The sequence below is a fragment of the [Lactobacillus] timonensis genome (assembly GCF_900240275.1).
In the GTDB taxonomy this organism is placed as follows: domain Bacteria; phylum Bacillota; class Bacilli; order Lactobacillales; family Lactobacillaceae; genus Limosilactobacillus; species Limosilactobacillus timonensis.
The window spans coordinates 939,273-965,181 of the sequence record NZ_LT964761.1 but is presented as its reverse complement, the minus strand read 5'-3'; the positions used below and the strand labels follow the sequence as shown (position 1 = coordinate 965,181).

General features: G+C 47.4%; 26 protein-coding genes. 4 read left to right on the top strand and 22 right to left on the bottom strand.

Features of this window, described 5'->3' with window-relative positions; genetic code table 11:
* The 7 genes from C1710_RS04580 to C1710_RS04550 form a co-directional block, all read right to left on the bottom strand.
* The gene (locus C1710_RS04580) at positions 1–1,503 is read right to left on the bottom strand and encodes an amino acid permease (protein ID WP_102280545.1); all 1,503 of its coding nucleotides are present in this window, start codon (positions 1,501–1,503) and stop codon (positions 1–3) included.
* A 158-nt stretch (positions 1,504–1,661) separates the two neighbouring features.
* A complete protein-coding gene (locus tag C1710_RS04575) occupies positions 1,662–2,147 on the bottom strand; it encodes a GNAT family N-acetyltransferase (protein WP_180961303.1) in 486 nt (161 codons plus the stop codon).
* 252 nt (positions 2,148–2,399) lie between these two features.
* Positions 2,400–3,074 carry a phosphatase PAP2 family protein gene (locus C1710_RS04570; protein WP_102280540.1) on the bottom strand — a complete coding sequence of 225 codons (675 nt, stop codon included), beginning with the start codon at positions 3,072–3,074 and terminating at the stop codon, positions 2,400–2,402.
* A gap of 48 nt (positions 3,075–3,122) precedes the next feature.
* Positions 3,123–3,581 (bottom strand): threonine/serine exporter family protein, encoded by a 459-nt coding sequence (locus C1710_RS04565; RefSeq protein ID WP_102280537.1) that lies wholly within the window; start codon positions 3,579–3,581, stop codon positions 3,123–3,125.
* Positions 3,582–3,592: 11 nt separating this feature from the next.
* A complete protein-coding gene (locus tag C1710_RS04560) occupies positions 3,593–4,345 on the bottom strand; it encodes a threonine/serine exporter family protein (protein WP_102280534.1) in 753 nt (250 codons plus the stop codon).
* 61 nt (positions 4,346–4,406) lie between these two features.
* Positions 4,407–4,616: a cold-shock protein gene (locus tag C1710_RS04555; protein ID WP_102280531.1), complete on the bottom strand. Its 210-nt coding sequence runs from the start codon at positions 4,614–4,616 to the stop codon at positions 4,407–4,409.
* A gap of 156 nt (positions 4,617–4,772) precedes the next feature.
* Positions 4,773–5,441: a metal-dependent transcriptional regulator gene (locus C1710_RS04550; RefSeq protein ID WP_102280528.1), complete on the bottom strand. Its 669-nt coding sequence runs from the start codon at positions 5,439–5,441 to the stop codon at positions 4,773–4,775.
* Between the two features lie 131 nt (positions 5,442–5,572).
* Here C1710_RS04550 and C1710_RS04545 point away from each other — a divergent pair, with 131 nt between their 5' ends.
* Entirely contained in the window at positions 5,573–6,475 is a 903-nt protein-coding gene (locus tag C1710_RS04545; protein ID WP_102280525.1) for a cation diffusion facilitator family transporter, read from the top strand.
* Positions 6,476–6,519: 44 nt separating this feature from the next.
* Here the strand turns inward: C1710_RS04545 and C1710_RS04540 are convergent, their stop codons facing one another.
* The 6 genes from C1710_RS04540 to rnjA form a co-directional block, all read right to left on the bottom strand.
* Positions 6,520–7,206 carry a VIT1/CCC1 transporter family protein gene (locus tag C1710_RS04540; protein WP_102280522.1) on the bottom strand — a complete coding sequence of 229 codons (687 nt, stop codon included), beginning with the start codon at positions 7,204–7,206 and terminating at the stop codon, positions 6,520–6,522.
* Positions 7,207–7,217: 11 nt separating this feature from the next.
* Positions 7,218–7,901 (bottom strand): VIT1/CCC1 transporter family protein, encoded by a 684-nt coding sequence (locus tag C1710_RS04535; protein WP_102280520.1) that lies wholly within the window; start codon positions 7,899–7,901, stop codon positions 7,218–7,220.
* Positions 7,902–8,078: 177 nt separating this feature from the next.
* Positions 8,079–8,564 (bottom strand): universal stress protein, encoded by a 486-nt coding sequence (locus tag C1710_RS04530; protein ID WP_102280517.1) that lies wholly within the window; start codon positions 8,562–8,564, stop codon positions 8,079–8,081.
* Positions 8,565–8,703: 139 nt separating this feature from the next.
* Complete coding sequence (locus C1710_RS04525) at positions 8,704–9,855, bottom strand: CPBP family intramembrane glutamic endopeptidase (RefSeq protein WP_180961301.1); 1,152 nt, start codon at positions 9,853–9,855, stop codon at positions 8,704–8,706.
* Between the two features lie 128 nt (positions 9,856–9,983).
* On the bottom strand, positions 9,984–10,916 hold the full coding sequence (locus C1710_RS04520) for an FAD:protein FMN transferase (RefSeq protein ID WP_102281753.1): 933 nt from the start codon (positions 10,914–10,916) through the stop codon (positions 9,984–9,986).
* Positions 10,917–11,035: 119 nt separating this feature from the next.
* On the bottom strand, positions 11,036–12,904 hold the full coding sequence (gene rnjA / locus C1710_RS04515; protein ID WP_102280511.1) for a ribonuclease J1: 1,869 nt from the start codon (positions 12,902–12,904) through the stop codon (positions 11,036–11,038).
* Between the two features lie 489 nt (positions 12,905–13,393).
* Here rnjA and C1710_RS04510 point away from each other — a divergent pair, with 489 nt between their 5' ends.
* Positions 13,394–14,719, top strand: a complete 1,326-nt coding sequence (locus tag C1710_RS04510; protein WP_102279250.1) for an ISL3 family transposase — start codon at positions 13,394–13,396, stop codon at positions 14,717–14,719.
* A gap of 116 nt (positions 14,720–14,835) precedes the next feature.
* On the opposite strand, the gene C1710_RS04505 is transcribed toward C1710_RS04510, so the two are convergent.
* The 7 genes from C1710_RS04505 to C1710_RS04475 all read right to left on the bottom strand — a co-directional run bounded on the left by C1710_RS04505 (position 14,836) and on the right by C1710_RS04475 (position 19,214).
* Positions 14,836–15,333: a hypothetical protein gene (locus tag C1710_RS04505; RefSeq protein ID WP_146002369.1), complete on the bottom strand. Its 498-nt coding sequence runs from the start codon at positions 15,331–15,333 to the stop codon at positions 14,836–14,838.
* A gap of 3 nt (positions 15,334–15,336) precedes the next feature.
* Positions 15,337–16,197 carry a PTS system mannose/fructose/sorbose family transporter subunit IID gene (locus tag C1710_RS04500; protein WP_102280505.1) on the bottom strand — a complete coding sequence of 287 codons (861 nt, stop codon included), beginning with the start codon at positions 16,195–16,197 and terminating at the stop codon, positions 15,337–15,339.
* A 15-nt stretch (positions 16,198–16,212) separates the two neighbouring features.
* Positions 16,213–17,022 (bottom strand): PTS mannose/fructose/sorbose transporter subunit IIC, encoded by an 810-nt coding sequence (locus C1710_RS04495; protein WP_102280502.1) that lies wholly within the window; start codon positions 17,020–17,022, stop codon positions 16,213–16,215.
* Positions 17,023–17,051: 29 nt separating this feature from the next.
* Positions 17,052–17,549, bottom strand: coding sequence for a PTS system mannose/fructose/N-acetylgalactosamine-transporter subunit IIB (locus tag C1710_RS04490; protein WP_102280500.1), 498 nt, complete (start codon positions 17,547–17,549; stop codon positions 17,052–17,054).
* Entirely contained in the window at positions 17,546–17,986 is a 441-nt protein-coding gene (locus tag C1710_RS04485) for a PTS sugar transporter subunit IIA (protein ID WP_102280498.1), read from the bottom strand. The genes C1710_RS04490 and C1710_RS04485 overlap by 4 nt, the downstream gene beginning before the upstream one ends.
* 361 nt (positions 17,987–18,347) lie before the next feature.
* Positions 18,348–18,689 (bottom strand): hypothetical protein, encoded by a 342-nt coding sequence (locus C1710_RS04480; protein ID WP_102280496.1) that lies wholly within the window; start codon positions 18,687–18,689, stop codon positions 18,348–18,350.
* Between the two features lie 45 nt (positions 18,690–18,734).
* On the bottom strand, positions 18,735–19,214 hold the full coding sequence (locus tag C1710_RS04475) for a MerR family transcriptional regulator (RefSeq protein WP_102280493.1): 480 nt from the start codon (positions 19,212–19,214) through the stop codon (positions 18,735–18,737).
* Between the two features lie 145 nt (positions 19,215–19,359).
* On the opposite strand from C1710_RS04475, the gene C1710_RS04470 reads away from it, so the two are divergent.
* Both C1710_RS04470 and C1710_RS04465 read left to right on the top strand, forming a co-directional pair.
* Positions 19,360–20,826 carry an MDR family MFS transporter gene (locus tag C1710_RS04470; RefSeq protein WP_408065693.1) on the top strand — a complete coding sequence of 489 codons (1,467 nt, stop codon included), beginning with the start codon at positions 19,360–19,362 and terminating at the stop codon, positions 20,824–20,826.
* A complete protein-coding gene (locus tag C1710_RS04465) occupies positions 20,826–21,527 on the top strand; it encodes a DUF4811 domain-containing protein (RefSeq protein ID WP_102280488.1) in 702 nt (233 codons plus the stop codon). The genes C1710_RS04470 and C1710_RS04465 overlap by 1 nt, the downstream gene beginning before the upstream one ends.
* A gap of 49 nt (positions 21,528–21,576) precedes the next feature.
* Here the strand turns inward: C1710_RS04465 and C1710_RS04460 are convergent, their stop codons facing one another.
* On the bottom strand, positions 21,577–22,335 hold the full coding sequence (locus C1710_RS04460; RefSeq protein WP_102280485.1) for a biotin--[acetyl-CoA-carboxylase] ligase: 759 nt from the start codon (positions 22,333–22,335) through the stop codon (positions 21,577–21,579).
* A gap of 63 nt (positions 22,336–22,398) precedes the next feature.
* On the bottom strand, positions 22,399–25,833 hold the full coding sequence (locus C1710_RS04455; protein WP_235857968.1) for a pyruvate carboxylase: 3,435 nt from the start codon (positions 25,831–25,833) through the stop codon (positions 22,399–22,401).
* Positions 25,834–25,909: the final 76 nt, after the last annotated feature.

Below are 25,909 nucleotides of genomic sequence, written 5' to 3'. Positions count from 1 at the left end.
CTAATTGTCAATTTCTTCCGGTTCAAAAGATTCTGACTTTGTTCGCCGCGACAAGTCAACTTTCTCCAACGGGATCATGTGGGTGTGGTAACGTACCTTGTAGTAGATAAACAGGATCAGGAACAGTGGTACCGCCATGTAGGTAATAGCGATGTTTGACCAGTCCATGTGAATAAAGGCATCAATATTTTGTCCACCCATTACAATCACACAGAGAATGAAAGAGAAAATCGGTCCAAACGGGAACATTAATGCCCGGTATTTCAGTTCCTTCACACTGTGTCCTTGAGCGATGAAAGCCCGCCGGAAACGCCAATGAGAGATCGCAATCCCCAGCCAGGCAATAAAACCACACAGTCCAGAAGCCCCAATTAAGTAGTTGTAAGCATCTTTACCAACAAACTGGGTTAAGAAAGCCAGCAGGGCAATGACGGTCGTTCCCAGCAAGGCGTTAATTGGAATTCCCCGCTTGTTAACATGGCTAAATAATTTCGGTGCATACCCTTCCTGAGCCTGAGAAAAGAGCATCCGGGTAGAGGCATACATTCCTGAATTAGCCGCGGATAAGACAGCGGTCAGAATAACCGCGTTCATAACACTTGCTGCTGCTGCTAAACCAGCACGGTGAAAGACAATAGTAAACGGACTCATGGTGACGTGACGAACGTCCTGACTCAGCAAGTTCTTGTCCGTGTATGGCAAGATGCAGGCAATGACAAAGATGGACAGTAAATAAAACAGCAAGATCCGCCAGAAGGTTGACTTAATGGCTTTCGGGACACTAACTTCTGGAGTTGCTGATTCACCGGCAGTGATCCCGATCAGCTCGGTTCCCTGGAAACTAAAACCCGCAACTAGGAAAACGCTAACGATCCCCTGAATACCGCCAACAAATGGTGCATCTTTGTAGTGGAAGTAACGGAAGCCGATTGGTCCTTGACCACCAATAATCCCGACGATCATCAGCAAACCAACGATGACAAAAACACCGACGGTAATGACCTTCACGAGGGCCAGCCAGTACTCTGTTTCCCCATAGGAGCGAACTGAGAGGTAGTTGATCAAAAAGATTAACACCATCACAATGGCACTAAAGATCCAACTTGGCACTTTCGGCAGCCAGAAGTTCATCACAATCCCGGCCGTCGTCGTATCCACCGTAATGGTAATCGCCCAGTTAAACCAGTAGTTCCAACCCATCGCAAAACCGAGCGCCGGGTCAACAAACTTCGTCGAGTAAGCGGCAAACGACCCAGTAACCGGAATGTAAGTCGCCATTTCCCCTAAACTAGTCATCAAGAAATAAACCATGATTCCCATGATAAAGTAGGCAACCAGCGAACCACCAGGCCCGGCAGTCGAAATTGCCGAACCACTTGCGATAAAGAGCCCGGTTCCGATTGACCCCCCCAGGGCAATCATCGTCAGGTGTCGAGTTTCGAGCGATCGCTTGATTTGTCCCTCACCTTGAGAAGCGGCCGCCGCTTGTTTGTGTTCAGTCATCTAAATCCCTCCGTTTCATCTCCGGCCAGGATCTGACCGGTCAGCTGATTAAGTAGACGCTTTATTATACTCAATTTTGACAATGAATAAAGAGTAATCTGTTTGACTGAATGGCTGACAGGAGCTCTCAGGACCGTTATAACGGTCTTTACTTTTTCTCAATTTTTTTGTGTCAACCATTGCCAGCAATGTTCTTGTTCGTTGTTTCTTACCGGCAGGCACTGGAACCCAGCTCGCTGAAGTACGCGTTGTGAAGCAAGATTATTGGGACTTGTCGATGCGGTAACCAAGACTGCTTCCGTCCGCTGGCCAAGGTGTTCTAGCAGGAGCTTAACTGCAGACGTCATCAACCCCCGGCCGCGAAACGCTGGTCCTAATAAGTATCCCAGCTCGAGTCCCTTGTCTGTTGGAACTAGTGACATAATTCCTGCTGGACACTTGCTCGACCGTTCTGTGATCAACCCGAGGCCGTTGCCCTTTTTCACTAGCGTATCCAGTGCCCATTGAAAGGCAGCTTTGTTATCTGGATCTGGCAGCTGTATCCCACTGTCTTTGATCGTTTGACGATCACTTAATAACTCTGCCAATATTGTCTGGTCGCCGCTTTTCACTGGGCGAATGATTACCAGTTGATTAGTTATCACCCTTATTCACCTCCAAAAAGGGGTTGTGACATAATCCCTCTTATTCATACTAAAAGGTAACAGGCGGTACAACAATGGCCTCTAACGTTCCGGTAAAACCGAACGCTAGAGGCCTATTGTTGCTCGCTGGGGCGGCGGATAGCCTAGCTGCGCGTCGTGACGACGAAGGCATAAATGACTTCCGCGTTAGCACCGTTCAAAAACGAAATCATTCTGATTTCTGTTTCACGGTTGGTCACGCTCCCTGATCGTTTAATATAACGAGTTATGAACAAGCCGGAAATTCTGCTTCAACCATGGTGCAATCACCACGTACAGCCATTCTGCCACCTGCAACCAGGTGTAGCCCAACAGCATAGCCCCAATCGTGTCGACCGGGTAGTGTGCCCATAGGTAAACACGGGAAATGGCTAGTAGTAGGACCGCAAACACCAGCAGGATCTGGCAAATTATCCGTGTTGATTGCCGGCGAATTAGCGGCACAACGATAAGCATTAAGACTCCCGCTACCAGGAAGAAGCCAAGAACGTGACCACTTGGAAAACTGTAACCATCGTCCTTTGCCATGTGCTGAACTGGCCGTGCACGCTTTACAATGTGTTTAACAATCCAGCCGAGGGCGTCACCACCGACTACCGTGCAAATGGTCCACAGTGCCGGAATTTTAAGCTTGAACCCCCAAAGTAAAAAGGCAATGATCAACATCCAGAGCAAGTCCATCTTTGGGCTGCCCAGGAATGAAATCAACGACATCAAGAAATGAACAAAATGGTTATTTCCGTTCGGGTTGGTAAATAACGATTGAAAAACAGAATCGACCAACTGCAGAATCATTGACTGCCCCTTAAGCATGGCAGCAAGCAAGACAAATAAAATGCCACTAATGGCAAAACGTTTCCAGCGGTCATTTTCTGGTTGAATGAGCATAATTAATTCTCCTATATTTCGTCAAAGTACCCAGTTAGTATACCACATTCAGTTATGACGATTCGGCAGTTTTTTAGGGCCGTACAAGAGGCGGTTAATCATCTCGCCAATCCCTAGCCCCAGCGTAATTGCTCCGGCAATCACCATTACCTGGTATAAAAAGATCAATGACTGTCCATTGTTACCAACAACAAAGTTACGCACCATTTTATACGCCTGCCCGCCGGGAACAAAGGTCACCAGTGACGGAACAGTATAGATAATTGTCGGACATTTCTGGTGACGCGCCGCCACCATGGCAAAAATCCCGATCAAAATAGCCGCAATCATGTTGCTTACCGCCAACCCCCAGTGAAGGTGGTAGTAAATCTCCCAGTAAACCAGCCAGGAGAATCCGCCGATCATCCCAGCTACGTGGTAAGCGCGCGGTGGGATGTTAAGTAAAACACCAAAACAAATTGTCGCCACATAGGCAAAAACCGCCTGCAGAATTGCTTTTGTAATCATCATCGGGCCCCCTAAACGTAACGCAGTACGATCACGATGGCACAGCCAATCGCTGCCGCAGTTAGCACTGCCTCGATGGCCCGTGTGGGTCCGCTAATCAGGTTGCCAGATACCAAGTCTCTCATCGCGTTTGTCAACGGCACTCCCGGCACCAGTGGCATCACGGCCCCCACAATCAAGGTGTCAATGTTAGTGGCCCAGTGAAGGCTCACTGCCAAGCAAGCGAGTAAGCCAATCACTAACGATGCAGCAAATTCCCCCAGGTACTTAATACGAAAAATTTGGTTCAGAAAGAGAAAAATCGCGTAACTAACCCCGCCAATCACAAAATCAACGGGTGCATCCAGATAGTCCCCAGTAAAGACAATCATCAGCACCGCACTCAAAACCGCTGCTGCCAACCATTGCCAAACCACCGGCGTCATGTCAGACTTCCGCTTAACCTCGCGCAACCGGTGATAAAACTGCTTGAGAGTTAGCCGGCCGGCACTAAATTTTCGTGACAAACCGTTGACCAGCGCCACCTTATTTAAATCGTTAGCCCGATTATGGATGGCAACTACCTGAGCGTTAGGCAATCCCTCAGCTGAGGCCACCACCCCGGTGAGGGTGGTAAAGCCCTGAAAGGATGTCAAACCCGCTGTGGCCGCAATCCTATCCATCGTGTCATTAACCCTTTCCATGTTTGAGCCATTTTCAATTAGGAGCTCGCCAGCCAGGAGAGCCGTTCTGATTGCCAGCTGCGTGTCCACCGACTTGACCATTTTTCCCTCCAAAAAAGAGCGTCCAGTTTCCCAGACGCTCCAGCATTTCAATTTTTAACGATTATTCAGCGTCGTCTTTAACAACGTTAGTAGCTTGTGGGCCACGGTCGCTGTCTTCAACGTCGAATGTAACGTGTTGCCCTTCCTTCAGGGTCTTGAAGCCTTCACCCTGGATAGCTGAGAAGTGAACAAACACATCTGAACCATTTTCACGAGTAATGAAGCCGTAACCCTTGTCATCGTTAAACCATTTAACAGTACCTTGTTCCATTTGTATATCCTCCTACTGCGCCTTGCGCATGATACTTTTGTAATTCTTATTGAGGTGCAGATTGGAGATATTCCAAGGGTTGAAACGATCGAACCAAAATTACCCTTTCAAAACTACAGCTTTCATTCTACCATAAGGGCGCAAACAAACCTAGCATTAATCCTCAGATTGACCAACTTCGTTAATAAAAACGTTATGAGCGGCCTTATAAGAAACGCTAATCGTATCATCCTGACCATCCGGCTTAATAACCACCGGACCATCAAACGGCTCGTGCTTGATCACCGTCACATTCTGGTGCGGTGTCAGCCCACACTCATTGAGATACGTGAGCAGGTCGTGGTTGTCCAAGAAACGTAGCAATTCTACGTGTTCGCCGTCTTTGCCATCCGCTAACACACGGTGACTGGCATCAGCAAACTCGCCACTTGCCGACGGGATGACCCCGCCGTGTGGACAGTAGCGTGGGTGACCAAGAAAGCTATCAAGGGCCGTTGCCAACCGGTCGCTAGTGTTATGCTCCAGCACTTCAGCTTCAGGATGAACATCTGCCAGGTTGTACTGTAATTTATCCACCAGGAACGTTTCCCACAAGCGGTGCTTTCTGACCAATTCGGCTGCATACTTGAGCCCCTTCGGCGTCAATGAAATTCCTGCATAGGGCTCATGATTAACTAACCCCTCGCTTGCCATCTTACTAATCATTTCAGTAACGGAGCCAGCGGCGATGCCTAACCCTAGTGAAATGTCCTTATTGGTAACCTTCTTACGGTTGCCACCGAGTTCAAAGATGATCTTTAAATAGTCTTCTTTCATCGGTGTCATTATATCGATCAGTCCCCCTTAAACACCAAAGGATTCTTTTATTAACTTATATATGATGATATTATATCATAAGAAAGAATATTAAGTTAGGATAACCTAAGAAAAAAGTTATCTTGTTGGGAGGAGAAAAGATGCACGAAAATAATGTTACCGGCAAGCGTTTTTTGGCGGTAACCCTACTAAACGCAGGAATTACAGTTGTCGAACTACTGGGTGGCCTAGCTGCTGGTAGTTTGGCCCTGTTATCAGATGCTTTTCACAACCTGGGGGACTCGGTTTCAATTGTCTTAAGCTACATTGCGCAGGTCATTTCAAAGAAACCAGAAACTCATCGGCAAACATATGGCTACCGACGAGCGGAGATCTTGTCAGCCCTGGTCAACGCCGCCTTCCTCTTAGTAATTGCCGTCTTCTTAACAATTGAGGCCATTCGCCGGCTCCAGCATCCCCAACCAGTCAATGGTAAATTAATGACCATTGTCGCGGTTGTTGGTCTGGCCGCCAACTTCTTATCAGCTTACCTGCTCCATGCTGGCAGTCACGAGAGTCTAAATATTAAGGCAACCTACCTTCACGTCCTCAGTGACGCACTGGCTTCAGTGGCTGTCATCATTGCCGGGGTCATTTTAATCTTTTACCCCGTTAACTGGCTAGACCCGGTTTTGACCGTTGCTGTTGCCATCTACATTGCCTACGAAGCCTGGCCAATAGTTAAACAGACCGTTAATATCCTAATGGAATCAGCACCTGCCCTTGATTATGATGCCATCAAGCAGGACTTGCTTAAGATTGACGGTATTAAGTCCATCCACCACGTTCATGCATGGTCTGTTGACGAACACCGAATCATGTTCTCCATGCATATCGTTTGCGCAGATGCCAAACTGAGTGAGATTGATAAGCTTTATGATAAAATTGACCAATTAATGCTGAATAAGTATGGCATTTGTCACGTCACCATTCAGGCAGAGTGTCACCGCGACGATGGCGAGAAAATGTTTGATACTCATGAAGACGAACAAAATGGTATGTAAAAAATGGCCCGCAACGCGGGTCATTTTTAATATCTAAAATATCCTTAGAATAATTTACCAACACCGTAGTGGATACAAATGGTAATCAGACCAATAACAATGTTTCTGATAACCGCTACTTTAACTAACCCGTTCCCGAGTTTAGAACTAATAAACCCGGTTAAGGCACTGGCTAAAACAACTGCCAGGATAGTTGCGTACCACTTAAAGTCAACCGGACTAAAAGTCATCGCAAAGAGTGGGAAAATCCCGCCCGCAGCTGCTGAAAAGAGCGAAGCAAAGGCGGCCTCCCAGGGGTTCATATAGTGTCCTAACTGGATACCATACTTAACACGGACAACCGTCTCGAGTGGCTTTTTATTCAATAGGTCGATCGCAATTTGACGAGCCGTTTGGTCAGTAATCCCTTTTTGGGCATAATAGTCGGCTACTGCAGATACCTCGGCCTCTCGATCGGTCTGCAATAGTTTTTCCTCGCGCTCGACCGCAGCTTTTTCGGTATCCTTCTGGGTACTGACCGATGCGTACTCTCCTGAAGCCATCGAAAAGGCACAGGCCAACAGGTCAGACAAACCAGCAATAAAAATTGTAAAGTTATCAGTTGTTGCGGCAGCCACAGACACAAGGACCCCGACAACCGTTAACACTCCGTCGTTAGAGCCGAGCACTCCCGCCCGCAGAGCGTTAAGCTTTTCATTCATCGTTTGCTTTTGGCGTTTCTTTTTTGCCATCATAACGCCTCCTACCTAGCAAATAACTGACCGATGAGGAAGGTGACCCCCATCGTCAGCATTCCGGAAACTACGTTACGAATTGCCGATTTAACCCTGTTAGAATCACCGAGCACCGCAGCCACGTAGCCGGTAATTGTCAGGGCAATCAGCACAGCAACAATTGTCGCCACAATTCGCATCTTGACTGGCGACAACGTCACTGCCAGCATTGGCAAAATCGAGCCAGTTGGAAAAGCAATAAAGGATGCAATCGCCGCTTCATACGGACTCGTAAATTTCTTCGGATTGAAACCGTACTTTTCCTGAACAACGTTGTCCAACGCGTCATCCCCAAGGAGTTCATCCGCCGCCTTATTAGCTAGCTGCGGGTCAATTTCCTGAGCTAAGTAGCGGTTCACCATATCCTGACGAACCCCATCCAGGTCATCCTCAAGGTGCTGTTTTTCGGCGATGATCGCCATTTTTTCAGAGTCCTTCTGGGTACTAACTGATACGTACTCACCCATACACATTGAAATCGTCCCGGCCAGTGATCCTGAAAGACCGGAAATTAAAATTGAAAAGCTGTTGCTGGTCGCAGCGGCCACCCCGACAACAATCCCGGCAACAGAAAGGATCCCATCATTGGCACCCATTACTCCTGCCCGCAGAACATTAATCTTCTGGGCCAAAGACATTTTACGCTTTGCCATTCGTTATTCCCTTTCTAAAATCAAATTAGATTCATTATAACATAGAATTTAAAAGCGGCACTGTCATTTTCGTAATTATAAATTTCTACCATATAATGATTAAAAACTCACTTAAATGCACGAAAAGCGGCTCCGCCTTTTTGGCGTGCCACTTTTCATTTTTTTAATTACTAATCGCTAGTCTTCTTGATCCTGGCCAACCATTTCATTGCTACGGATAACAAAGACTGACGTCCCGGCGTGCTTTGTCATGTAGCTAGCCTGGGAACCAACCGTCTTCCGGTTTCCCCACTTGCCAATGGAACCGATGATCAATAGGTCTGGCTGAAATTCAGGAATAACGTGGTTGCAAATCCGTTCTGCCGGCCGCTCACCCTGGTCGACCAATGCCGTTATCTTGCTGGCCTCAACACCATAATCAATCGCTGCCTGAACGTATTCGTTAATCCGCTTTTGCAGCTCATCGCGGGTACTGTGAACGTAATCCTTATCGAGGATCTGGTACACGTTAGTCTTGTTGGTTTCGTAAACAGAAACGATTCCTAGTTCGGAACCATCGCGCTTGGCCTTATCAACAGCATAACAAAACGCTGCCCGGGCATCCGGAGCGTCGTCAACCCCCACCAAAATCTTGTGGAAACGTTTCGGTTTAATTTCAAACATAGTGGAACCCCTCTCTGGTGACATCATAGATTGTGTTAAAACGTCACTTAATCTATGACCATCTTACTACATATTTCACCAATGTAAATGATTTTTTCAGGGTATCCTAAACTTATTTTCTACTGATGCAAACTCGTCATTAGTGAAATTCATACTTTGGCAAGACATAGTCAAAACGCTGCCGCCGGCCAGTAAAGCGATTAGCGTGACGTTCCATTGCATGGCGACGGTCGCCAAAGAGCATCCAAATAAAGATTGCCACGTCAATCACCAACTGGAAAGTCACTGCAGCCCAGTCTAAGCTAGTCGCATGGCCCACCATCAAGGGCACCCCCAGGGTCATAAAGGCGGTCCAGTCGACCAAAAAGTGCATCAGCATCGTCATCCATAGCTGACCGGTGTAAAGGTAAACACAACTGAAAAAGAGTCCCGTCCCAAAAGCACTTAGTACCTGAATGGTTGTGGTGTCCCATTGCTGAGCCGACACATTAGTGAAGTGAATTAATCCAAAAAGGGTGGCAGAGATAAGGATCGATGCCGGTACGCGGTGGTCACTATGACGCAAGCCAGCCAGCAGGACTCCTAAGATCCCAAACCGAAAAAGCGTCTCTTCAGCAATTCCGGCCGCTGCCGCCTGCATGGTTAATAACCGATCGACCCGGATGCCACTAAAGTTATACTGGGTCAGCAGTCCCCACCACTTGCTAGGATTATTGAAAGCATTCCAAAAAGTAAATACCAAGTCAAAGGCAACTAAAAAGATAATCACCCAGACACTGATATCAGAATGCCAGTGTGGCTTCAATCCCGGCCATGACAAGTGCCAGCCGCGCATCAAAGTAGTCACCAAGACAAAAAACGACACGCTACCAAAAAGTCCAGCATGCAATCCCTGCATCAGAAAGCGGGACCCCGTTAGGCTTTCCGGATAAACCAACGGGATTGTCTGAATAACGGCTACCGACCAGTACAACAGGCAAACCACCCGTGGTACTGTCCATTCAATAGCGGTCCCGATAACACTAGCAAAAGGGGCAAACATGACCATGTAGTATAGCAGGGTCAGTGTAAGAATCCCCCGTGCTGGCAAGTACAGTAGGACAATAATCTGGCGAGTAACTACTCCCCAGACAACCACTAATAACAACGGCTGGAAAATAGCCTGCAACCAACGGTTAGTGAGAGCTAACCATTCGGGTCGTCGTCTTTTCGGATAAAAATCGGTCACCACCCCAATGACGCTAATCACCAGCAGGAAGGCCATCAGCCACATAATAGGTCGCTGTAACATGGCCTCCCGCAAAAAAATCACGAACGCAAAAAGTGTTGCCACACATAGTTGCGCTTGGTACCAAATATGTAGGTAGTCTCTGCCTGACATTGTTTTCCCCCTCTAATTACCTCTTTGATCGTCAACGCTTACGGTCGCCGATCCACAAATTCTGTTCTGCCATCATTGTAGATAAACAAGGCCCCGTACAGGTCTGGGCGTCCAACACCCCATCCTGGAAGTGGTCGACCAGCAAAAAAGAGTCGCTTGGCTTCCACTTCCCCGGTGATTGAATGCTTACTAAAGATAGTGACTGAGGCCACGTTAGTCTTTCGTGGCATCCCTGTTTGCGAGTCAAGCAAGTGGTGGTAGTGATGACCGTTTCTTACCAACTGTCGTTCGTAGGTGCCGGACGTTACTGCCGAGCATTCAGGCATTAAAACCTGTTGGCAGTCAGCTCCCCGTTGTTTGCGCGGGTCTTGAACACCAATGACCCATTGCCCGTCATGCCGCCGTGGGGACGGACCGACAAACAATAAGTTGCCACCCAGGTTAATCATCCCGTTGGTAATGCCAAAAGACCGCCAGTAGTCACGCACCCGGTCGGCAATGTAACCCTTAGCAATTCCGCCAAGATCTATTTCCATCCCCGGCTGTTTCAAAAAAACCGTCTGCTGCTTAGCATCTAATTCAACTTGGAAGGGATCGATTAGCCGTAAACGCTGGTGGATTTCGTCAACTGTGGGAACCCTGGCGTCCTTAAACCCAATTTTCCATAATTTGACTAACGGTCCAATCAGCGCGTTGAAGCCAAATTGCTCCCGGCTCGCTGCCACCGCCGCTTTGACAAGTTCAAAAACCATCGGCGTTACCTGAACCGGTTGACGACCCGCCTGGTGATTTACCGTCATCAATAGCGATGGCTCGCGGTTAACGGTTAAGAGGTCCTCATAACTCTTGATGAGCTTTAAGGCCCCGTCGGTGAAGGTCCTATCCGTCGTCCCGAAAACGGTCAAAGTGATTTTTGTCCCGAGGGCATGGCCGGTTGTCGTCACCGTTCGTAAGGCAAGATTGTCAATTATGTGGTCCGCCATTACGACTCCTCCTTTGCTATCTCTTCTCAGTATAAACTTAAATTAATAAAAAAGGGAGAACGATTGGCACTTTCGGCCAGTTCGTCCTCCACTTTAACAGTTATTGCTTATTTCTCCGCCGCTGCAGCTGGTTGTTGATGCTTTTGTTCGTGATAACGGTTACGGCGGTGGTGCTGGTGGTTGTTTGTTGACCGGCGTTCACCATCTTGTCCCTGGTGGGCATTGTTGCGATTATGGTGGCGCTTGGCAACGTAACGGTCATTTGGCTGCCGGTTCTTGGCATCGCCATTGAGGATGGTAACCATTGGGATAATCACCGGCAGCCGTCCTGTCCGCTCAAAGAGCAACTTTTGCAAACGACTGACAATCGTGCGGTTAATTGTCCGCGCATCAACGTGCTTATGGTTCTTAAAGGTGTTCAAAATCGCCCAGAAGACCTCGTGGTTAGCAGCCTTAATTAATTCTTGCGATTCGTGCATGTAGACAAAGCCCCGCGAAACAATATCTGGGCCAGCCACGATTTGGTAATCCTTGAGGTCAACTACCGCCACAGCAGTAACGACCCCTTCCTCTGATAGGAGACGCCGTTCACGGATTTCAGGATTACCAACTGAATCGCCAACATCCCGGCCGTCAATATAGACGTCACCGGCAGTTTCGATGTGGTCAGCAATCCGGGCACTATCCTTTGTCAGTGCCAAGACATCACCATTAGCCAGAATGAAACAATGATCTTTTGGCACCCCTGTCATCTGGGCCAATTTCGTGTGAATCTTCTGCATCCGGAATTCACCGTGAACCGGTGCAAAGAACTTCGGCTTCATCAAGCGCAGCATTAGTTCTTCGTCAATCTGGCCACCGTGACCGGAAGTGTGGATGTTGTTGACATAACCGTGAATAACCGTTGCGCCGCTTTCCTCCAACTTATTGATCAGTGCATTTACACTCGTCGTGTTACCCGGAATCGGGTTGCTAGAGAAGACAACCGTATCACCAGGTTGAATAGTAATCTGGCGGTGAGTACCATTAGCAATCCGGCTAAGTGCGGCCATTGGTTCCCCTTGCGACCCGGTACACATGATCATCACTTTTTCTGGTGGATAAGAATTAATATCATTTTGGTCGATCAAGTAGTCCTCGGGGATATTTAGGTAGCCAAGGTCTTGACCCGCCGCAATGGCATTTTCCATACTACGACCAAAAACAGCAATCTTCCGCCCCTGCTTAATCGCAGCATCACAGGCCTCTCGCAACCGGTAAACGTTAGAAGCAAAGGAGGCAAAAATAATCCGCCCCTTAATTCGTTCAAAAATCCGCCGAATATGGATATCAACCCAGCGTTCCGACTTAGTGAATTGCGGACGTTCGGCGTTAGTACTGTCTGATGTCAGCAGGAGGACTCCCTCATCACCCAGCTTAGCCATCTGCTGGAAGTTAGGTGCTGGCAACTGCCCCACTGGTGTCAGGTCAAACTTAAAGTCACCGGTTTGGATAATTGTCCCCTGCGGCGTATGTACTGCCACTCCCAGTGTGTCGGGGATGGAGTGCGTGGTCCGGAAAAAGCTGACCCAGGTCTTCTTGAAGTGAACAGTATCAAATTCGTTGATTTCGTGCAATTCAGCCGTCTTAAGCAGGTGTTTTTCATCCAGCTTGCCCCGAATTAAAGACATCGCAAACGGGCCAGCGTAAATTGGGACGTTGACCTTTTGCAAGAAGAACGGCAACCCACCAATGTGGTCTTCGTGACCGTGGGTAATAAAGATCCCCTTGATCTTTTCCTTATTTTCTACTAAGTAGTCGTAGTTTTGAATGACGTAGTCGACCCCGAGTAATTCATCTTCTGGGAAGAGGACCCCACAGTCAATAATAATAATTTCGTCTTGGAATTGAACACAGTACATGTTCTTCCCAATTTCACCAAGGCCGCCCATTGCAAAAAAGGCCACCTCATCGTTATGAATCTTGAGTTTACGCATAGTTACCTTTCCTTTATTTAGTTTTCTTCTGGTACACGTTAAAAAACCGTCACGTGAGAATGATGGCCAACGCGCTTATTAAAATGTTGTTGACTGTCCCGGCGGGCAGCATTACACATTTAATTCTTCGACATAAAACTATGTTAAATTTTATCACAAGAAACGATTGCAAGCAAAAAGCCCACCTACTAGTCCACTTCACTGCGTAAATAATAAAGGTTCTACACTATTCGGTACTGATGGACTTTTCCATCGGTACCGTTTTTCGTTTATGATGACAATAAAAAAAACGGACAATCACCCCAAAGCCTAAATCGTGGTGATTGTCCTCCAGAAAGGAAATTAATCCTCATGACTAATGATATCAACTTTTTAACCGGAATCCAAGACCCAGGGCTTCAGCTGGATAANGATGACAATAAAAAAAACGGACAATCACCCCAAAGCCTAAATCGTGGTGATTGTCCTCCAGAAAGGAAATTAATCCTCATGACTAATGATATCAACTTTTTAACCGGAATCCAAGACCCAGGGCTTCAGCTGGATAAAGAAGGGGCTGAGACTATTGATGACCAAACCAAAATCATTCATTTGGTCAAGACTGGTGAATGTCGTTGTCCTGTTTGTGGACGCCCGATGTTGAAGAATGGTTTTCGTCATCGCCCAGTAGTCATTACCGCCCTGTCGGTCGCTGGTGTAAAGACCATTCTCATGATTAAAAAACAGCAGTATATCTGTAAGCCGTCCACTAAATGTCCGCAAACCGTGACGAAAATCGCCACGATTAAAGGCATTAGCCGCGGCTGTCGGATTGCTAATAACGTGAAGCAATTCATTATCAAAGACCTTCACCGTAATATTTCACAGAAAGAGTTAGCCCATAACTATTACGTGTCTGCTAGTACCGTTGCCAGAACCATCGATACGCTAGAAAACACCTTTGTTCCTGAGAAAGATTGGCTGCCGGCAACGATTGCTTTTGATGACTTCAAGTCAGGCCAATTCGCTGATAGTGGGATGAGCATGCTCTTAATGAATCCGACTAATCATCGCACCATCGATATTATTAAATCCCGGAACTCGCGTTATTTAAAGCAATACTTTTATCGTCACTTTACCCGGCGGGCCCGATGTGCTGTCCGTTTGATTGTCGTCGACCTTTATCAACCTTACCGGAGCTTAATCAAGGAACTCTTTCCTCATGCCCGAATTATTGCCGATCATTTTCATATCGTTGCCCAGGCGTATCGGGCACTTCAAGCGGTGCGGATTAAAGTAATGAATCGTTATGGTCATGGCACCCACGAGTATCGCGTTTTAAAGCGTTTCTGGAAGTTACTTTTACAAAAAATCGCTCATTTAGATAATATTCACCACTATCCACGGCGCAACTTTCGTGGCGCCTGGTTGTCTGATAGTGAGGTCATTGATCGGCTTTTGTCCATGTCACCCGAATTGCAAATAGCTTATGACTACTACCAAACTTTGATAGAGGCAGTGGATCAAGGTCAAGCAGCAGAGTTAACGGCACTCTTACAACGCAAACTCACTAATCTGCCTAAACAATTACAAAAAGTCCAGCGGACTTTACGGCAACACCAGGAAGAAATCATCAGGAGCTTTCAATACCAGTTAACTAATGGTCCCATTGAGGGTACTAATAACAAAATCAAAGTAATCAAACGGACGGCTTATGGTTTTCGCAACTTTTTCCGGTTCCGGATTCGCATACTAATAGCATTAAAAAATTCGCACATCATGGTTCAGGCACCCATAATCACAAGAAAAACCAGCCCAAGCAAACTAGTTGCTTGAACTGGTCAAAATTAGCTATCAGTACCGATTGACAAAGAGCCCCATAATAAAAGTCCTGCCAACAGACTACTTATTAAGCAATCCGTAAACAGGACTGAGGAACGATCTTTAATTCTTTAAATTGAATCTGCCAATGCCACCATGATCATTGCTGCCAGCTGTTCGTCAATCAATTGGTCATTAAAGACTGACACGAAATTATCACGATACTGATGGTCTTTTTTCATCGCAAAGACTTTTTGGTCTTGGTCATACAGAGAAAAATAATTTCCTCGCTGCACCCGATAAATGGAATAATCATGGTCATCGATTATGACCCGACTAGGCCTTTTTTTGCCGCCACGACTGAGGGAAGGGTTGTTGATAATTGCCGAAAAGTGGTGACGATCCGTCTTCCCACCAAAAATAATCTTCATCGAAGAGAAGCGGCGCTTCATCTCCAACCCATTATTAAAACAGTACGTATTCGGTAGCGAAACAATCCACCCCAAAAAAGTGTTCCAGAAATCGGGAAAGGACCTATCATTCCCCCGCCACAGTTCCTGGTGGTGCTGGTTGAGCAATAAGAACTTGACCTTTAATGACGGATTTAGTTTTAGAATTAATGATTTCATTATTTAACCGAAAATATGGAACATGTAGCCGACGATTCCTAGTGCGAAAAGGATAAAAATAATCCAAACTGCATTGACTTTCTTCCGAAGGAGCCAAATGCAGAAGAACGTCAGCAATAGTGGTGCCAAACCAGGCATTAACTGGTCAAAAATATCTTGTAAAGTGGTGACAGTTGTGTGCCCATTTGCCGTGACTTTAGAGATGACCAACGGCATGTTGACCTTTGTCCATCGTGGAACCAGCGCACCAAGGATGAACATTCCGAGAATTGACGCCCCCAGGGTGAATTTCTGAAGAAGGTTTCCACTAAGGTCATGCATCACGTTCAAACCTTGTTCATAGCCTAACTTTTGGAAATACCAACGAGAAGCTAACCGGATAGCATTCCAAACCACGAAGAAGACCAGTGGCCCAACGACACCCATTCCGGAAAGGGCCAGAGAAGCGGCAAAGGCTCCCAGTACTGGCCGAATCGTGGCCCAATAAATTGGGTCACCAACACCCGCCAGCGGCCCCATCATGGCCACCTTTAAGGACTGAATCATCGTGTCTTCAACGTCTTCCCCATTGGCCCGTTGCTGCTCCATCGCCATCATGACACCGCCGATTAGCGATGACATCACTGGCGTTGTTTGCATAAAGGTCAGGTGACGCTTCATTGCCTTAGCAGTTTCTTTTTTATCGCCACCATAGAGACGCTTAATAGTTGGTTCCATCTGAAAGCAGAACCCAATGTTTTGCACACGTTCATAGTTCCATGATCCTTGTAAGAAACCAGACCGCCAAAATGACGCAGTCAAGTCATGGCGGGTTAACTGGAGCTGCCCGTCATTTGGCTTATTTGTTTGTTCTTGTTCACTCATTGTTAAGCCTCCATTTTACAAGTCATCAAGCGCTGCATCGATGTCGTCTTCGGCCGATGGCGCACCCTTGCTGTCTGCTGGTGCCACAGTAGTATTAAATTGCGGTGATAATTGCAAGTAAATCAGTGCGAAGCAGACACCAAGAATCCCAAAGCCAATCAGGTTGAGTGACTTGATCCCAGCGAGGACGAACCCAATGAAGAAAAATGGCCAAACCGTATTATTAGCCATCATATTGATAACCATCGCAAAACCAACGGCCACAATGAAGCCCCCAGCAATTGATAACCCCTGGGTAATTACCTTTGGGATTGAATTAATAGCAGCCTGAATAGCGTGAGTCGAAATAATCGTTACCAGGTAGGCCGGAATGGCAATCCGCAGTCCTTGAACCACCATGTCAAGGTAGTGGATCGCATCCAGTTTTCTCAAATTGCCTTCAGCAGCCACGTTATCAGCGACGTGCGACATGAAGACAACGAACGTCCGCACAAAAATATTCAAGAGCTGGCCAGCAATGGCTAGTGGAATTGCTAAGGCAATCCCCTCCTTAACACTAACTTCGGCAGGACCACAAACTAGAATCGCAGAAACAATTGATGCCATCGCAGCGTCCGGTGGAATGGCCGAACCAATATTCATCCAGCCTAAGGCAATCAACTGTAATGAAGCACCCAAAGCCACTCCTTCACCGATATGGCCAAGCGCCATCCCGACTAAGGTACAAGCAACAATTGGCTGTGCCAATTCCCACTCGTCCAAAATAACGTCGACACCGGCGAGGAATGCAACAATGAGTAACACAATCAATGACAGCACACTCATACAAAGCGCTTCCTTTCTCGCTTATCTTTTTAAATCAAGTCTGCCTTCTTCAACAGACTCATAACATCAACGGCATTGTCAGCTGGGACCATCTGACGGCTCAAATGAACACCTTTTTTATTCAAAGCGACAAAAGCGTTCACATCAGTATCATTAACCGCCAAATTGGAAGCAATCGTTGTGTCGCCTTCGTCAAACGTCATATTCCCAACGTTGATTTCAGGAATTTCGACACCGCCCTCAACTAAGCGCAACATCGTTTCTGGATCTTCAGTCAATAGCAACAACTGTAACTTGTCAAAACGTGAGTCGCCCCACACCTTAATCATCTTGTCAACATCGATAATATTCACCTTGACGCCAGCCGGTGCCGCCTGCTTTAGCAGGTTCTTTCGCAAAGTATCCTTAGCAACGGCATCAGAGACAATAAAAATCCGGTTAGGGTGAACTAAGTTGGTCCATCCTGTCGTTACTTGCCCATGCAACAGCCGACTATCAATCCGTGCTAATTTAATTGTTAAACTCATAGTAAATCATCATCCTCATCATCACTTAATAATGCTTCAACATCTAATTGCTTGATTTGATCTTTTACCGTCGCTACGAGGTGCTGAGCCAGCTCCGCCAGTTCCATATTTGGCCGAGCCGTATAGCACTCAATCAGCATTGGCAAATTTAAGCCGGTTACTAAGGCCATCCGGTCAGGGTTAGCAGCCACCAGCTGACTAGCTTGGTTGAATGGTGTACCGCCCCAGATGTCACACATAAACAATACCTGGGCGTCATCCCCAAAACTGGCAATACTTTCTTCATAGTGGTTTCGCAGATCTTCTGGTCTTGTTCCATCAGGGAAAATATCAGCAACTACATTGTCTTGATGACCAAAGATCATGGTTGCCGATTGCAACACCCCTTTAGCCATGTCACCATGACTAGTCAAAATTACTGCAATCTTTTTACTCATACACCATCCACCTTCCATTTCAATTAACAGGAAAACGTTTTCCTAAATCGCTTTGATAATAGCACCTGCAAGCAAGAATGTAAACGGTTTTTTCTAAAAAATAAGAACGTTTTGTCTGAGATTATGAAAAGTAATTCAAGGCGGGCGCGCCGACAATTTGTTCGTGATCATGACTTGTTATCAAAAGAAAGGATAATAATTGAGATGGGTCGTGAACGACTGCACTTGGGACTGTTCGGTTAAACATTTGGTTTATAAAGATCCAGCAAAGCTGCCTTAAATCACTGAAATCGTTTCAAAAAAAAGCGAGATGAACCGTCATTTCTGACTTGTCATCTCGCTTGCATAGGTTATTTATTATTTAGTCTTCCACTGGTTCCTTCAACCGAAGTGCTTCAACCCAGTCATGCCACTTTTGGCTTGGCTCGCCATCCTGAGTATAGGTCATTTTTAACGCTGATAAAATGTGATCATAATTGGCCTGGTTATCCTTGAGACTTAACTCTTTTACCTGGTCATGAGTCATGTACTTATTTTCAATCAGCAACCGGTTAATGGTAATCATGTCAGTATCTTTTTGTGATTGCCCGCTAATAATTTCCAGATCGTCAGCCAAAAAGGCGCCAATATAGTAATCAGCAAAACTTTCCCGTGCCTTTTGACGGGCATCCGCATCCAATTTACTGTATTCAATTGTACTCAAGATAAGTCCCCCTTAGAAAATCCTCATTTCCAGACTATCACACAATTAGTCTTTCCGACCGTTTTTTCCTGATTTTCTTTCCTGGTGCTCTACCAGCCGTAATTCAACTTTTTCCTGGGGGGCCGCTACCACCACCTCGACATCATATTCCGGGTGGTCAGCCAACTGACCAATGTTGACACGTAACGCGTCTTCACTTTCCTGAACCTTCAGAATGTTATTCCGGATAAAGCGACGGACAGTCTGCCGTACCCGACGGTGCCGCTTTTCAATTTCGACAGCTTTGGCAAGGGTATAACCTTGGTCCAGGAAGTTCTTGATGGTAATTACCGCGTACATTGTCTGCAGAGTATACTTGTGCGCTTTACCTACCTCACTTTGCTCAGATTTAATGTAGCCCTTTTGCTCCCAATAACGCAGCTGGCGGCCGGAAACCCCCGAAGCAATCGACAATTCTTTTAAGCTGATTCGCAGGCGATTTTGCTCAATCATTTTCTTAAATAACGCGCCTTGTTGCTTAGCCATTAGTCTTCCTCGTTTCTCCACTTCTACTTTTAATTTACCATTTCAGTATACAGATCTATCGTTGATTGTCAAAAAACTTGACAATCATGTCTAAAATTTGTATATTGGTTGGCGTTAATTTTTTTGAAAGAAAAGAGGTTGTATCTTGGCAAAAGAACAAGTGGTCGACATCCATGGACGTCCTTATAAGCGCTCCATTGTTGTCGCGGTCCTATTGATTGGATCATTTTGTACTATCTTGAACCAGACGATTCTGGCAACCGCCTTCCCTGCACTGATGAAGGCCTTTGACGTCAGCACTTCCACTGTCCAATGGCTGACAACCGGTTTCTTGATGGTCAACGGGGTTATGATCCCGGTTAGTGCCTTCCTGAACCGTCGTTTCTCAACTAAATGGCTTTACTTTACCGCCATGTGTATCTTTGAAGTAGGAACAATTACTGCTTGGCTGGCTCCCAGCTTTGGCGTCCTACTGGCAGCACGGCTAATTCAGGCAACGGCGGTGGGGATTACCATGCCATTAATGCAAAACATCATGTTAACCATCTATCCACCTAACGAACGGGGAGCAGCCATGGGGATTAACGGTTTAGTTATCGGACTAGCTCCGGCGATTGGCCCGACACTCTCCGGGTGGGTCATCGATAACTTCAGTTGGCGAGACCTCTTTGGAATGATCGTTCCGATTGTGGCTGTCGTCATCATCTTGTCATTTTTCCTCTTACGGGACGTGCTGCCTAACTCCAAGCCAGAGATGGACTGGTGGTCACTAATCTTCTCCAGCATTGGCTTTGGTAGTATGCTGTATGGCTTCTCTGAAGTCGGTAACAGTGGTTGGGGTAGCCCGGTCGTAATCGGTGGCGTCATTATCGGTGCAATTTTCGTCGCCATCTTAGTAATGCGGCAAGGTCGCTTGAATAATCCGTTCCTGGATTTTCGGGTCTTTAAAACACCCGCTTTCCTCCTTTCAACTGTTCTTAGTTCCATCGTCATGATGGCAATGGTTTCTGTCGAAATGGTTGTGCCATTGTACCTTCAGATTGTTCACGGGATGTCTGCCTTTCATTCTGGACTGACCCTCCTTTGTGGGGCCGTAATGATGGGGATTATGAGTCCAATCACTGGTAGTCTTTTTGACCGCCACGGTGCCCGTCGTCTGGCAATGATGGGGATGTTTATCCTGACCTGTGGGACGGTTCCGTTTGCCTTCCTGAACCGGGAAACGCCAACTATCTACATCGTAGTTCTTTACGCCGTCCGGATGTTTGGGATTTCGATGGTGATGATGCCGGTGACAACCTCCGGAATGAATGCCCTGCCGTTGAAGATGATTCCTCACGGCACCGGGGTTAACAACACCATCCGTCAGGTGGCCACCTCCGTTGGGACCGCCATTATGGTCTCCGTACTGACCAACGTGACCAACGCGCACAAGCCAGCACATGCCTTACTAGGTCGTGACCCATTGTCCTACAAGACACAAATGATTAACGCCACCTTATCCGGATACCACGCCGCTTTCTGGTTTGCAGTTGGTTTTGCTGTCTTGGGATTAGTACTAACAGCGCTCCTTAGTACAACTAACAATGCTGAAAAGGGAGGTGCTAACTAATGGTTATTATTTTACTGATTATTGGTTGTCTATCTCTCTTTGTCTCAGCCATGTTCCTTAATTCCGCTAGTAAGCGAATTCCAGCCATCATCGTCAGTGCCGTGATCATGGTTGGTGCAACAACGATGATGGTCTTAAACTACCACTCTCATTTGGGGATGAAACAGGTTACCACCACAACAACTAGAACCGTCGAACCAGTCTCTGATAAGTTGCCAATCGCTCTTTATCAGCCACTGGGCACTGCCAGCAATGAGGAAGTCTTGATGTACCGGTCAAGCGCCAACGGAAAAGTCAAGCACACTCCTGCTGACGAAAACATTAGTAGCAAGATGAAGTTTGCTAATGTCCAATCATTGACGATGACCACCAAGAAGACCACTTGGCAGTTTAAAAATGGTTTCTATCATTCCCTTTTCTTGTGGTCAGGAATGAACGGCACGCTAGTGAAAAAACAAGTCACCATTACCTACCCACAGGAATTCGTGAAAGTTACTCCTGCGCAAATGAAGAAATTGCAGGCTGCTCTCAAGTCAGCTAACCCTGCTAGTCAGGCTGCGCAAAAGCAAGCCCTTGATATGGCTGTCCATGCCCAGCTAGCTCAGCACCCACAGGCAACGGCTCAACAAAAGCAGGCCATTGCTCTGCAAGTGCAACGCCAGGCAACAGCACAAATGATCAAACAAGCCCTAGCTAACTAAAATAACGGGACCCTACTTGACTGTAGGATCCCGTTATTAGTATATCTGCCTATTTTACCCGTACTGTTCCGGTGGCAAAAGTTCGCCGTCCACTAATCGTTTGAATACTCAGGCGGCCATCATCTTCTATCCGCTCAAAACGACCAGCCACCATTTCATTACCATATTGTACCGTTAGACTCTTGCCCGTCAGGTACTGGTGGTCACGGTAGACTGTCATCACCTCTGCCCAAGGGGCCTCCAACAAGTTTAAGAAGCGGTCCACAACAGCATCAACCAAGTGATAGCGTTCTTCAGGCATGAGTGGATGGTCAGCAATTGCTCCCGCTACTCCTTGCAGTTGTGGGGGCCAATTAGCTGGCAAACTGAGGTTAATTCCCCAACCAACGACTGCCCCTTGCAGCCGGTTATTATGATCAAGGGCTGTCTCCGCTAACATCCCCGCCACTTTCTTGTTACCACGGTACAGGTCGTTGACCCACTTAATCGTTAGCTCGTCATGAGTCAACGGACTAACGGCCTGAAAAGCCGCAACTGCCGCACAAATCGTCAACCGTTGTGGTTGCCAGGCGGCATCAAGAGCCGATAACGGTAGCCCTACCGTCAAATAAAGACCGCTCGTCGCCGGAGAGAAAAAGGGCCGCTGCAATTTGCCGTGACCCGCCGTTTGCTGGTTAGCCACTAGCACAATTGGCGTTGGTGACTGGTAATTAGCCATTTCCTGTTGAACGACCGTGTTCGTCGACGTCACCGTCTTTCGCAATTCAACAGGTATTCCGCGTTTGTTTAACCGGGCAAACCGAACCATCAAACATCCCTCCTCAAAATTCGAATGAAGAAGCGGGCCCTTGACTGGACCCGCTTCTTATTTCTATTTTGGCTCAATCGTCAATAAGAGATCATGGTCATCCAACTGGTCACCGACCTTGGCGGTAACCGACTTAATCGTTCCGCTAAATGGTGCTTTGACGTTGGTCTCCATCTTCATTGCTTCCGTAACCACCATGACCTCACCAGTCTTGATGGTATCACCAGGTTGGACGTTTATTTTGACGACGTTACCACTCAACGGCATCCCAATCTGGTTAGGATCATCCGGGTCCGCCTTTGGGACCACCTTAACCTTGTTCTTCAGACTGTTATCCATGATCTTCATCAGGAACTGCTTGCCATTGTAAGCAAAGTGAAGGGTTCGCACACCCTTTGCATCAGGAGCTGAGTCGAACAGGTAGGTCAAAATCATCTGCTTCCCTTTGCCCAGGGTGATGTGAATTGTCTCACCCGGCCGCATTCCCTGATAGAAGGTGGTCGTATCCAGCAAACCGACTCTCCCATAAACATCGCTGTTGTGGACATAGTCAGTAAAGACCTTTGGGTACATTACATAACCCAGGACGTCATCTTCTGTTGGCTGACGGTGGATTTTGTCCGCTAATTCCGCTTTCACCGCGTCAAAATCAATTGGCTTGGCCAGCGAACCGGGCCGAACCGTAATTGCTTGCCGGTCCTTTAAAACGACTTTTTGCAGTTCCCGTGGAAAACCACCATACGGCTGCCCTAAGTCACCAGCAAAGAAGTTGACGACTGAGTCAGGGAAGTCCATCGTCTTCCCCTTTTCGAGGACATTATCCTTATCGAGGTGGTTTTGGATCATGAAGATTGCCATGTCCCCAACTACCTTGGAACTAGGCGTAACCTTGATAATATTGCCCAGTAAGTCGTTGACTTCCTGATACTTTTCTTCTACTTCGGTAAAGTCGTCAATACCGATCGACTTCGCTTGCTGCTTGAGGTTAGAGTACTGACCACCTGGCATTTCGGTGGCATAAAGTTCTGGCTTTGGCGAGTCGACCCCATTACTAAAATCCTTGTAGAGGGGCCGAACTTCTGACCAGTACTTATCAAGGACCTGCGAGTTTGCCAGGTTCAATTCTGGCTGCCGCTTGTCGCCTTCCAATGCCTGGTAGAAAGTCTGCATTGAAGGCTGACTAGTGGTCCCGGCCATTGAACTCATTGCCACATCCACGACGTCAACACCCGCTTTCGTAGCGGCAACATAGGTCGCGATCCCGTTGCCAGTGGTATCGTGAGTGTGGAGGTGAATTGGTACATTCAGCTTGGCCTTTAACTCACCGACTAATTCAAAGGCCGCCTGTGGCTTCAGCAAGCCTGCCATATCCTTAATCGCAATAATTTGCGAGCCAGCATCCACTAGCTGACTAGCCAATTGAAGGTAGTAATCCAAGGTGTACTTAGTTTCGTGCAGATCAAGCAGGTCGCCGGTGTAGCACATCGTCCCTTCAGCAATCTTTCCCGTTTCGCGGGCGTAAGCAATTGGCCGTTGCATCTGTTCAATCCAGTTAAGTGAGTCGAAGATCCGAAAAACATCAATCCCCGACTGTGCACTGTGGTTAATGAACTGTTTGAGGGCGTTGTCCGGATAGTTTTGGTAACCAACCGCGTTGGAAGCCCGCAAAAGCATCTGCTGCATCGTGTGCGGCATGTAGTGAGTTAAGGCTGCCAAACGTTTCCACGGGTCTTCGCCTAAGAAACGGTAACAAACGTCGAAGGTCGCCCCGCCCCAAGTTTCGGTAGAAAAGAGGTGTGGCATTGCCTTATCGTATACCTTCATGGCTGGCAGCATATCAAAGGTCCGCATCCGTGTGGCAAACAGACTCTGGTGGGCGTCACGCATCGTCGTATCAGTCATCATGACCCGTGGTTTGTCCAACACGGCCTTCATGGCAGCGGCCGCTCCTTGTTGGTCAAGGACATCCTTAATCGTTGGCGCTGCCTGTTGGTCAGCCTTAATTGTGGACGCGTCTGGCACATCCATCCGCGGCACCTTCACCTTTTCATGGCGTGTCACGCCAGCAAAACCGTTGATGGTCACGTCACCAATGTAGCGAATCAACTGTGTTGGTACGTCCGGATTATGCTTGAAGTGGAACAACTCCGGCGTGGTATCAATAAAGGTTGTCTTAGCGTTACCGTCTTCAAAGGTCGGGTGCCGGAGAACGTTCAGCATGAACGGGATGTTTGTTTTCACCCCGCGAATATTAAATTCGTTGAGTGCCCGCTGCATCTTCTTATTAGCATCGGCAAAGTTGCGCGCCTTGACAATACACTTGACCAGTAACGAGTCAAAGTACGGTGTTACAACATAACCGGCATAAGCGTTCCCGTCTAGTCGGACACCGTTACCACCAGGAGAGTTGTAGTTGGTAATTTGGCCTGTATCCGGCATGAAGTTATTTTCAGGATCTTCCGTCGTCACCCGGCACTGGATCGCACAACCGTGGAACTCCAGCTCGTCCTGCTTTGGCAAGTGAATATCACGGTAGAGGTCTTCCCCAGCAGCTACCCGGATCTGCGTTTTCACGATGTCGACCCCGGTGATCATTTCGGTAATCGTGTGTTCCACTTGGACCCGCGGGTTCACTTCGATGAAGTAAAAGTCATCTGGCGTTTCCAAAAATTCAACCGTCGCCGCATTTTGATAGCCCACGCTCTTCATGAGTTGGACCGCCATATCGCACACCTGCTTACGACGTGCTGGTGACAAAACGACACTGGGAGCAAACTCAATGACCTTTTGGTTGCGCCGCTGGACAGAACAATCCCGTTCAAAGAGGTGCATGACGTGACCATGTTCGTCGGCGATTACCTGGACTTCAATGTGCTTAGGGTTGACGATGTCTTTTTCGACGTACATTTCGTCCGAACCAAAGGCCTTTTTAGCTTCGTCCTTTGCCTGTTCAAACTCATCGTCCAACTGCTGGTCATCCTTGATAATCCGCATGCCACGGCCGCCGCCGCCCATGGCCGCCTTAACCATAATTGGGTAGCCATACTGGTGAGCAAAATCACGTACTTGTTCGACGGTTTTGACATCACCATGCATCCCCGGAATGGTGTGCAGACCCGCTTTTTGGGCAATGTGCTTGGCTGTTAGCTTGTCGCCAAACATCTTCAGGTGTTCCACCTTCGGACCGATAAACTTAATCCCGTTATCAGCACAAGCCTGGGCAAGTCCGGCATTTTCCGACAAAAAGCCGTAACCGGGGTGAATGGCCTGGGCCCCGCTCTGCTTTGCGACCCGGATAATTTCATCAATGTCCAGATAGGCATCAATTGGTTGTTCGTCCTTACCAATCAGGTAGGCCTCATCAGCAGCAAACCGGTGAGTGCTGTACTCATCTTCCTGAGCGTAAACAGCAACCGCCTTAATTCCCAGTTCGTGGCAGGCACGGATAATCCGGTTGGCAATTTCCCCCCGGTTAGCAACTAAAATCTTTTGAAACACTTCTGTAGCACCGCCTTTGACAATAAACATGGTTACTTAGCAACTTTAATAGGGCGATTATACCATTTTTGCTGTT

What these genes read in the sequence shown, in the direction of transcription:
- C1710_RS04580 (WP_102280545.1), bottom strand. Translation starts at nt 1,503, where the DNA reads ATGACTGAACACAAACAAGCGGCGGCCGCTTCTCAAGGTGAGGGACAA.
- C1710_RS04465 (WP_102280488.1), top strand. Translation starts at nt 20,826, where the DNA reads ATGGTTATTATTTTACTGATTATTGGTTGTCTATCTCTCTTTGTCTCA.
- C1710_RS04510 (WP_102279250.1), top strand. Translation starts at nt 13,394, where the DNA reads ATGACTAATGATATCAACTTTTTAACCGGAATCCAAGACCCAGGGCTT.
- C1710_RS04490 (WP_102280500.1), bottom strand. Translation starts at nt 17,549, where the DNA reads ATGAGTTTAACAATTAAATTAGCACGGATTGATAGTCGGCTGTTGCAT.
- C1710_RS04530 (WP_102280517.1), bottom strand. Translation starts at nt 8,564, where the DNA reads ATGTTTGAAATTAAACCGAAACGTTTCCACAAGATTTTGGTGGGGGTT.
- C1710_RS04550 (WP_102280528.1), bottom strand. Translation starts at nt 5,441, where the DNA reads ATGACACCGATGAAAGAAGACTATTTAAAGATCATCTTTGAACTCGGT.
- C1710_RS04555 (WP_102280531.1), bottom strand. Translation starts at nt 4,616, where the DNA reads ATGGAACAAGGTACTGTTAAATGGTTTAACGATGACAAGGGTTACGGC.
- C1710_RS04475 (WP_102280493.1), bottom strand. Translation starts at nt 19,214, where the DNA reads ATGGCTAAGCAACAAGGCGCGTTATTTAAGAAAATGATTGAGCAAAAT.
- C1710_RS04570 (WP_102280540.1), bottom strand. Translation starts at nt 3,074, where the DNA reads ATGCTCATTCAACCAGAAAATGACCGCTGGAAACGTTTTGCCATTAGT.
- C1710_RS04500 (WP_102280505.1), bottom strand. Translation starts at nt 16,197, where the DNA reads ATGAGTGAACAAGAACAAACAAATAAGCCAAATGACGGGCAGCTCCAG.
- C1710_RS04535 (WP_102280520.1), bottom strand. Translation starts at nt 7,901, where the DNA reads ATGGCAAAGCGTAAAATGTCTTTGGCCCAGAAGATTAATGTTCTGCGG.
- C1710_RS04485 (WP_102280498.1), bottom strand. Translation starts at nt 17,986, where the DNA reads ATGAGTAAAAAGATTGCAGTAATTTTGACTAGTCATGGTGACATGGCT.
- C1710_RS04460 (WP_102280485.1), bottom strand. Translation starts at nt 22,335, where the DNA reads ATGGTTCGGTTTGCCCGGTTAAACAAACGCGGAATACCTGTTGAATTG.
- C1710_RS04540 (WP_102280522.1), bottom strand. Translation starts at nt 7,206, where the DNA reads ATGGCAAAAAAGAAACGCCAAAAGCAAACGATGAATGAAAAGCTTAAC.
- C1710_RS04505 (WP_146002369.1), bottom strand. Translation starts at nt 15,333, where the DNA reads ATGAAATCATTAATTCTAAAACTAAATCCGTCATTAAAGGTCAAGTTC.
- C1710_RS04560 (WP_102280534.1), bottom strand. Translation starts at nt 4,345, where the DNA reads ATGGTCAAGTCGGTGGACACGCAGCTGGCAATCAGAACGGCTCTCCTG.
- C1710_RS04525 (WP_180961301.1), bottom strand. Translation starts at nt 9,855, where the DNA reads ATGTTACAGCGACCTATTATGTGGCTGATGGCCTTCCTGCTGGTGATT.
- C1710_RS04545 (WP_102280525.1), top strand. Translation starts at nt 5,573, where the DNA reads ATGCACGAAAATAATGTTACCGGCAAGCGTTTTTTGGCGGTAACCCTA.
- C1710_RS04495 (WP_102280502.1), bottom strand. Translation starts at nt 17,022, where the DNA reads ATGAGTGTGCTGTCATTGATTGTGTTACTCATTGTTGCATTCCTCGCC.
- C1710_RS04565 (WP_102280537.1), bottom strand. Translation starts at nt 3,581, where the DNA reads ATGATTACAAAAGCAATTCTGCAGGCGGTTTTTGCCTATGTGGCGACA.
- rnjA (WP_102280511.1), bottom strand. Translation starts at nt 12,904, where the DNA reads ATGCGTAAACTCAAGATTCATAACGATGAGGTGGCCTTTTTTGCAATG.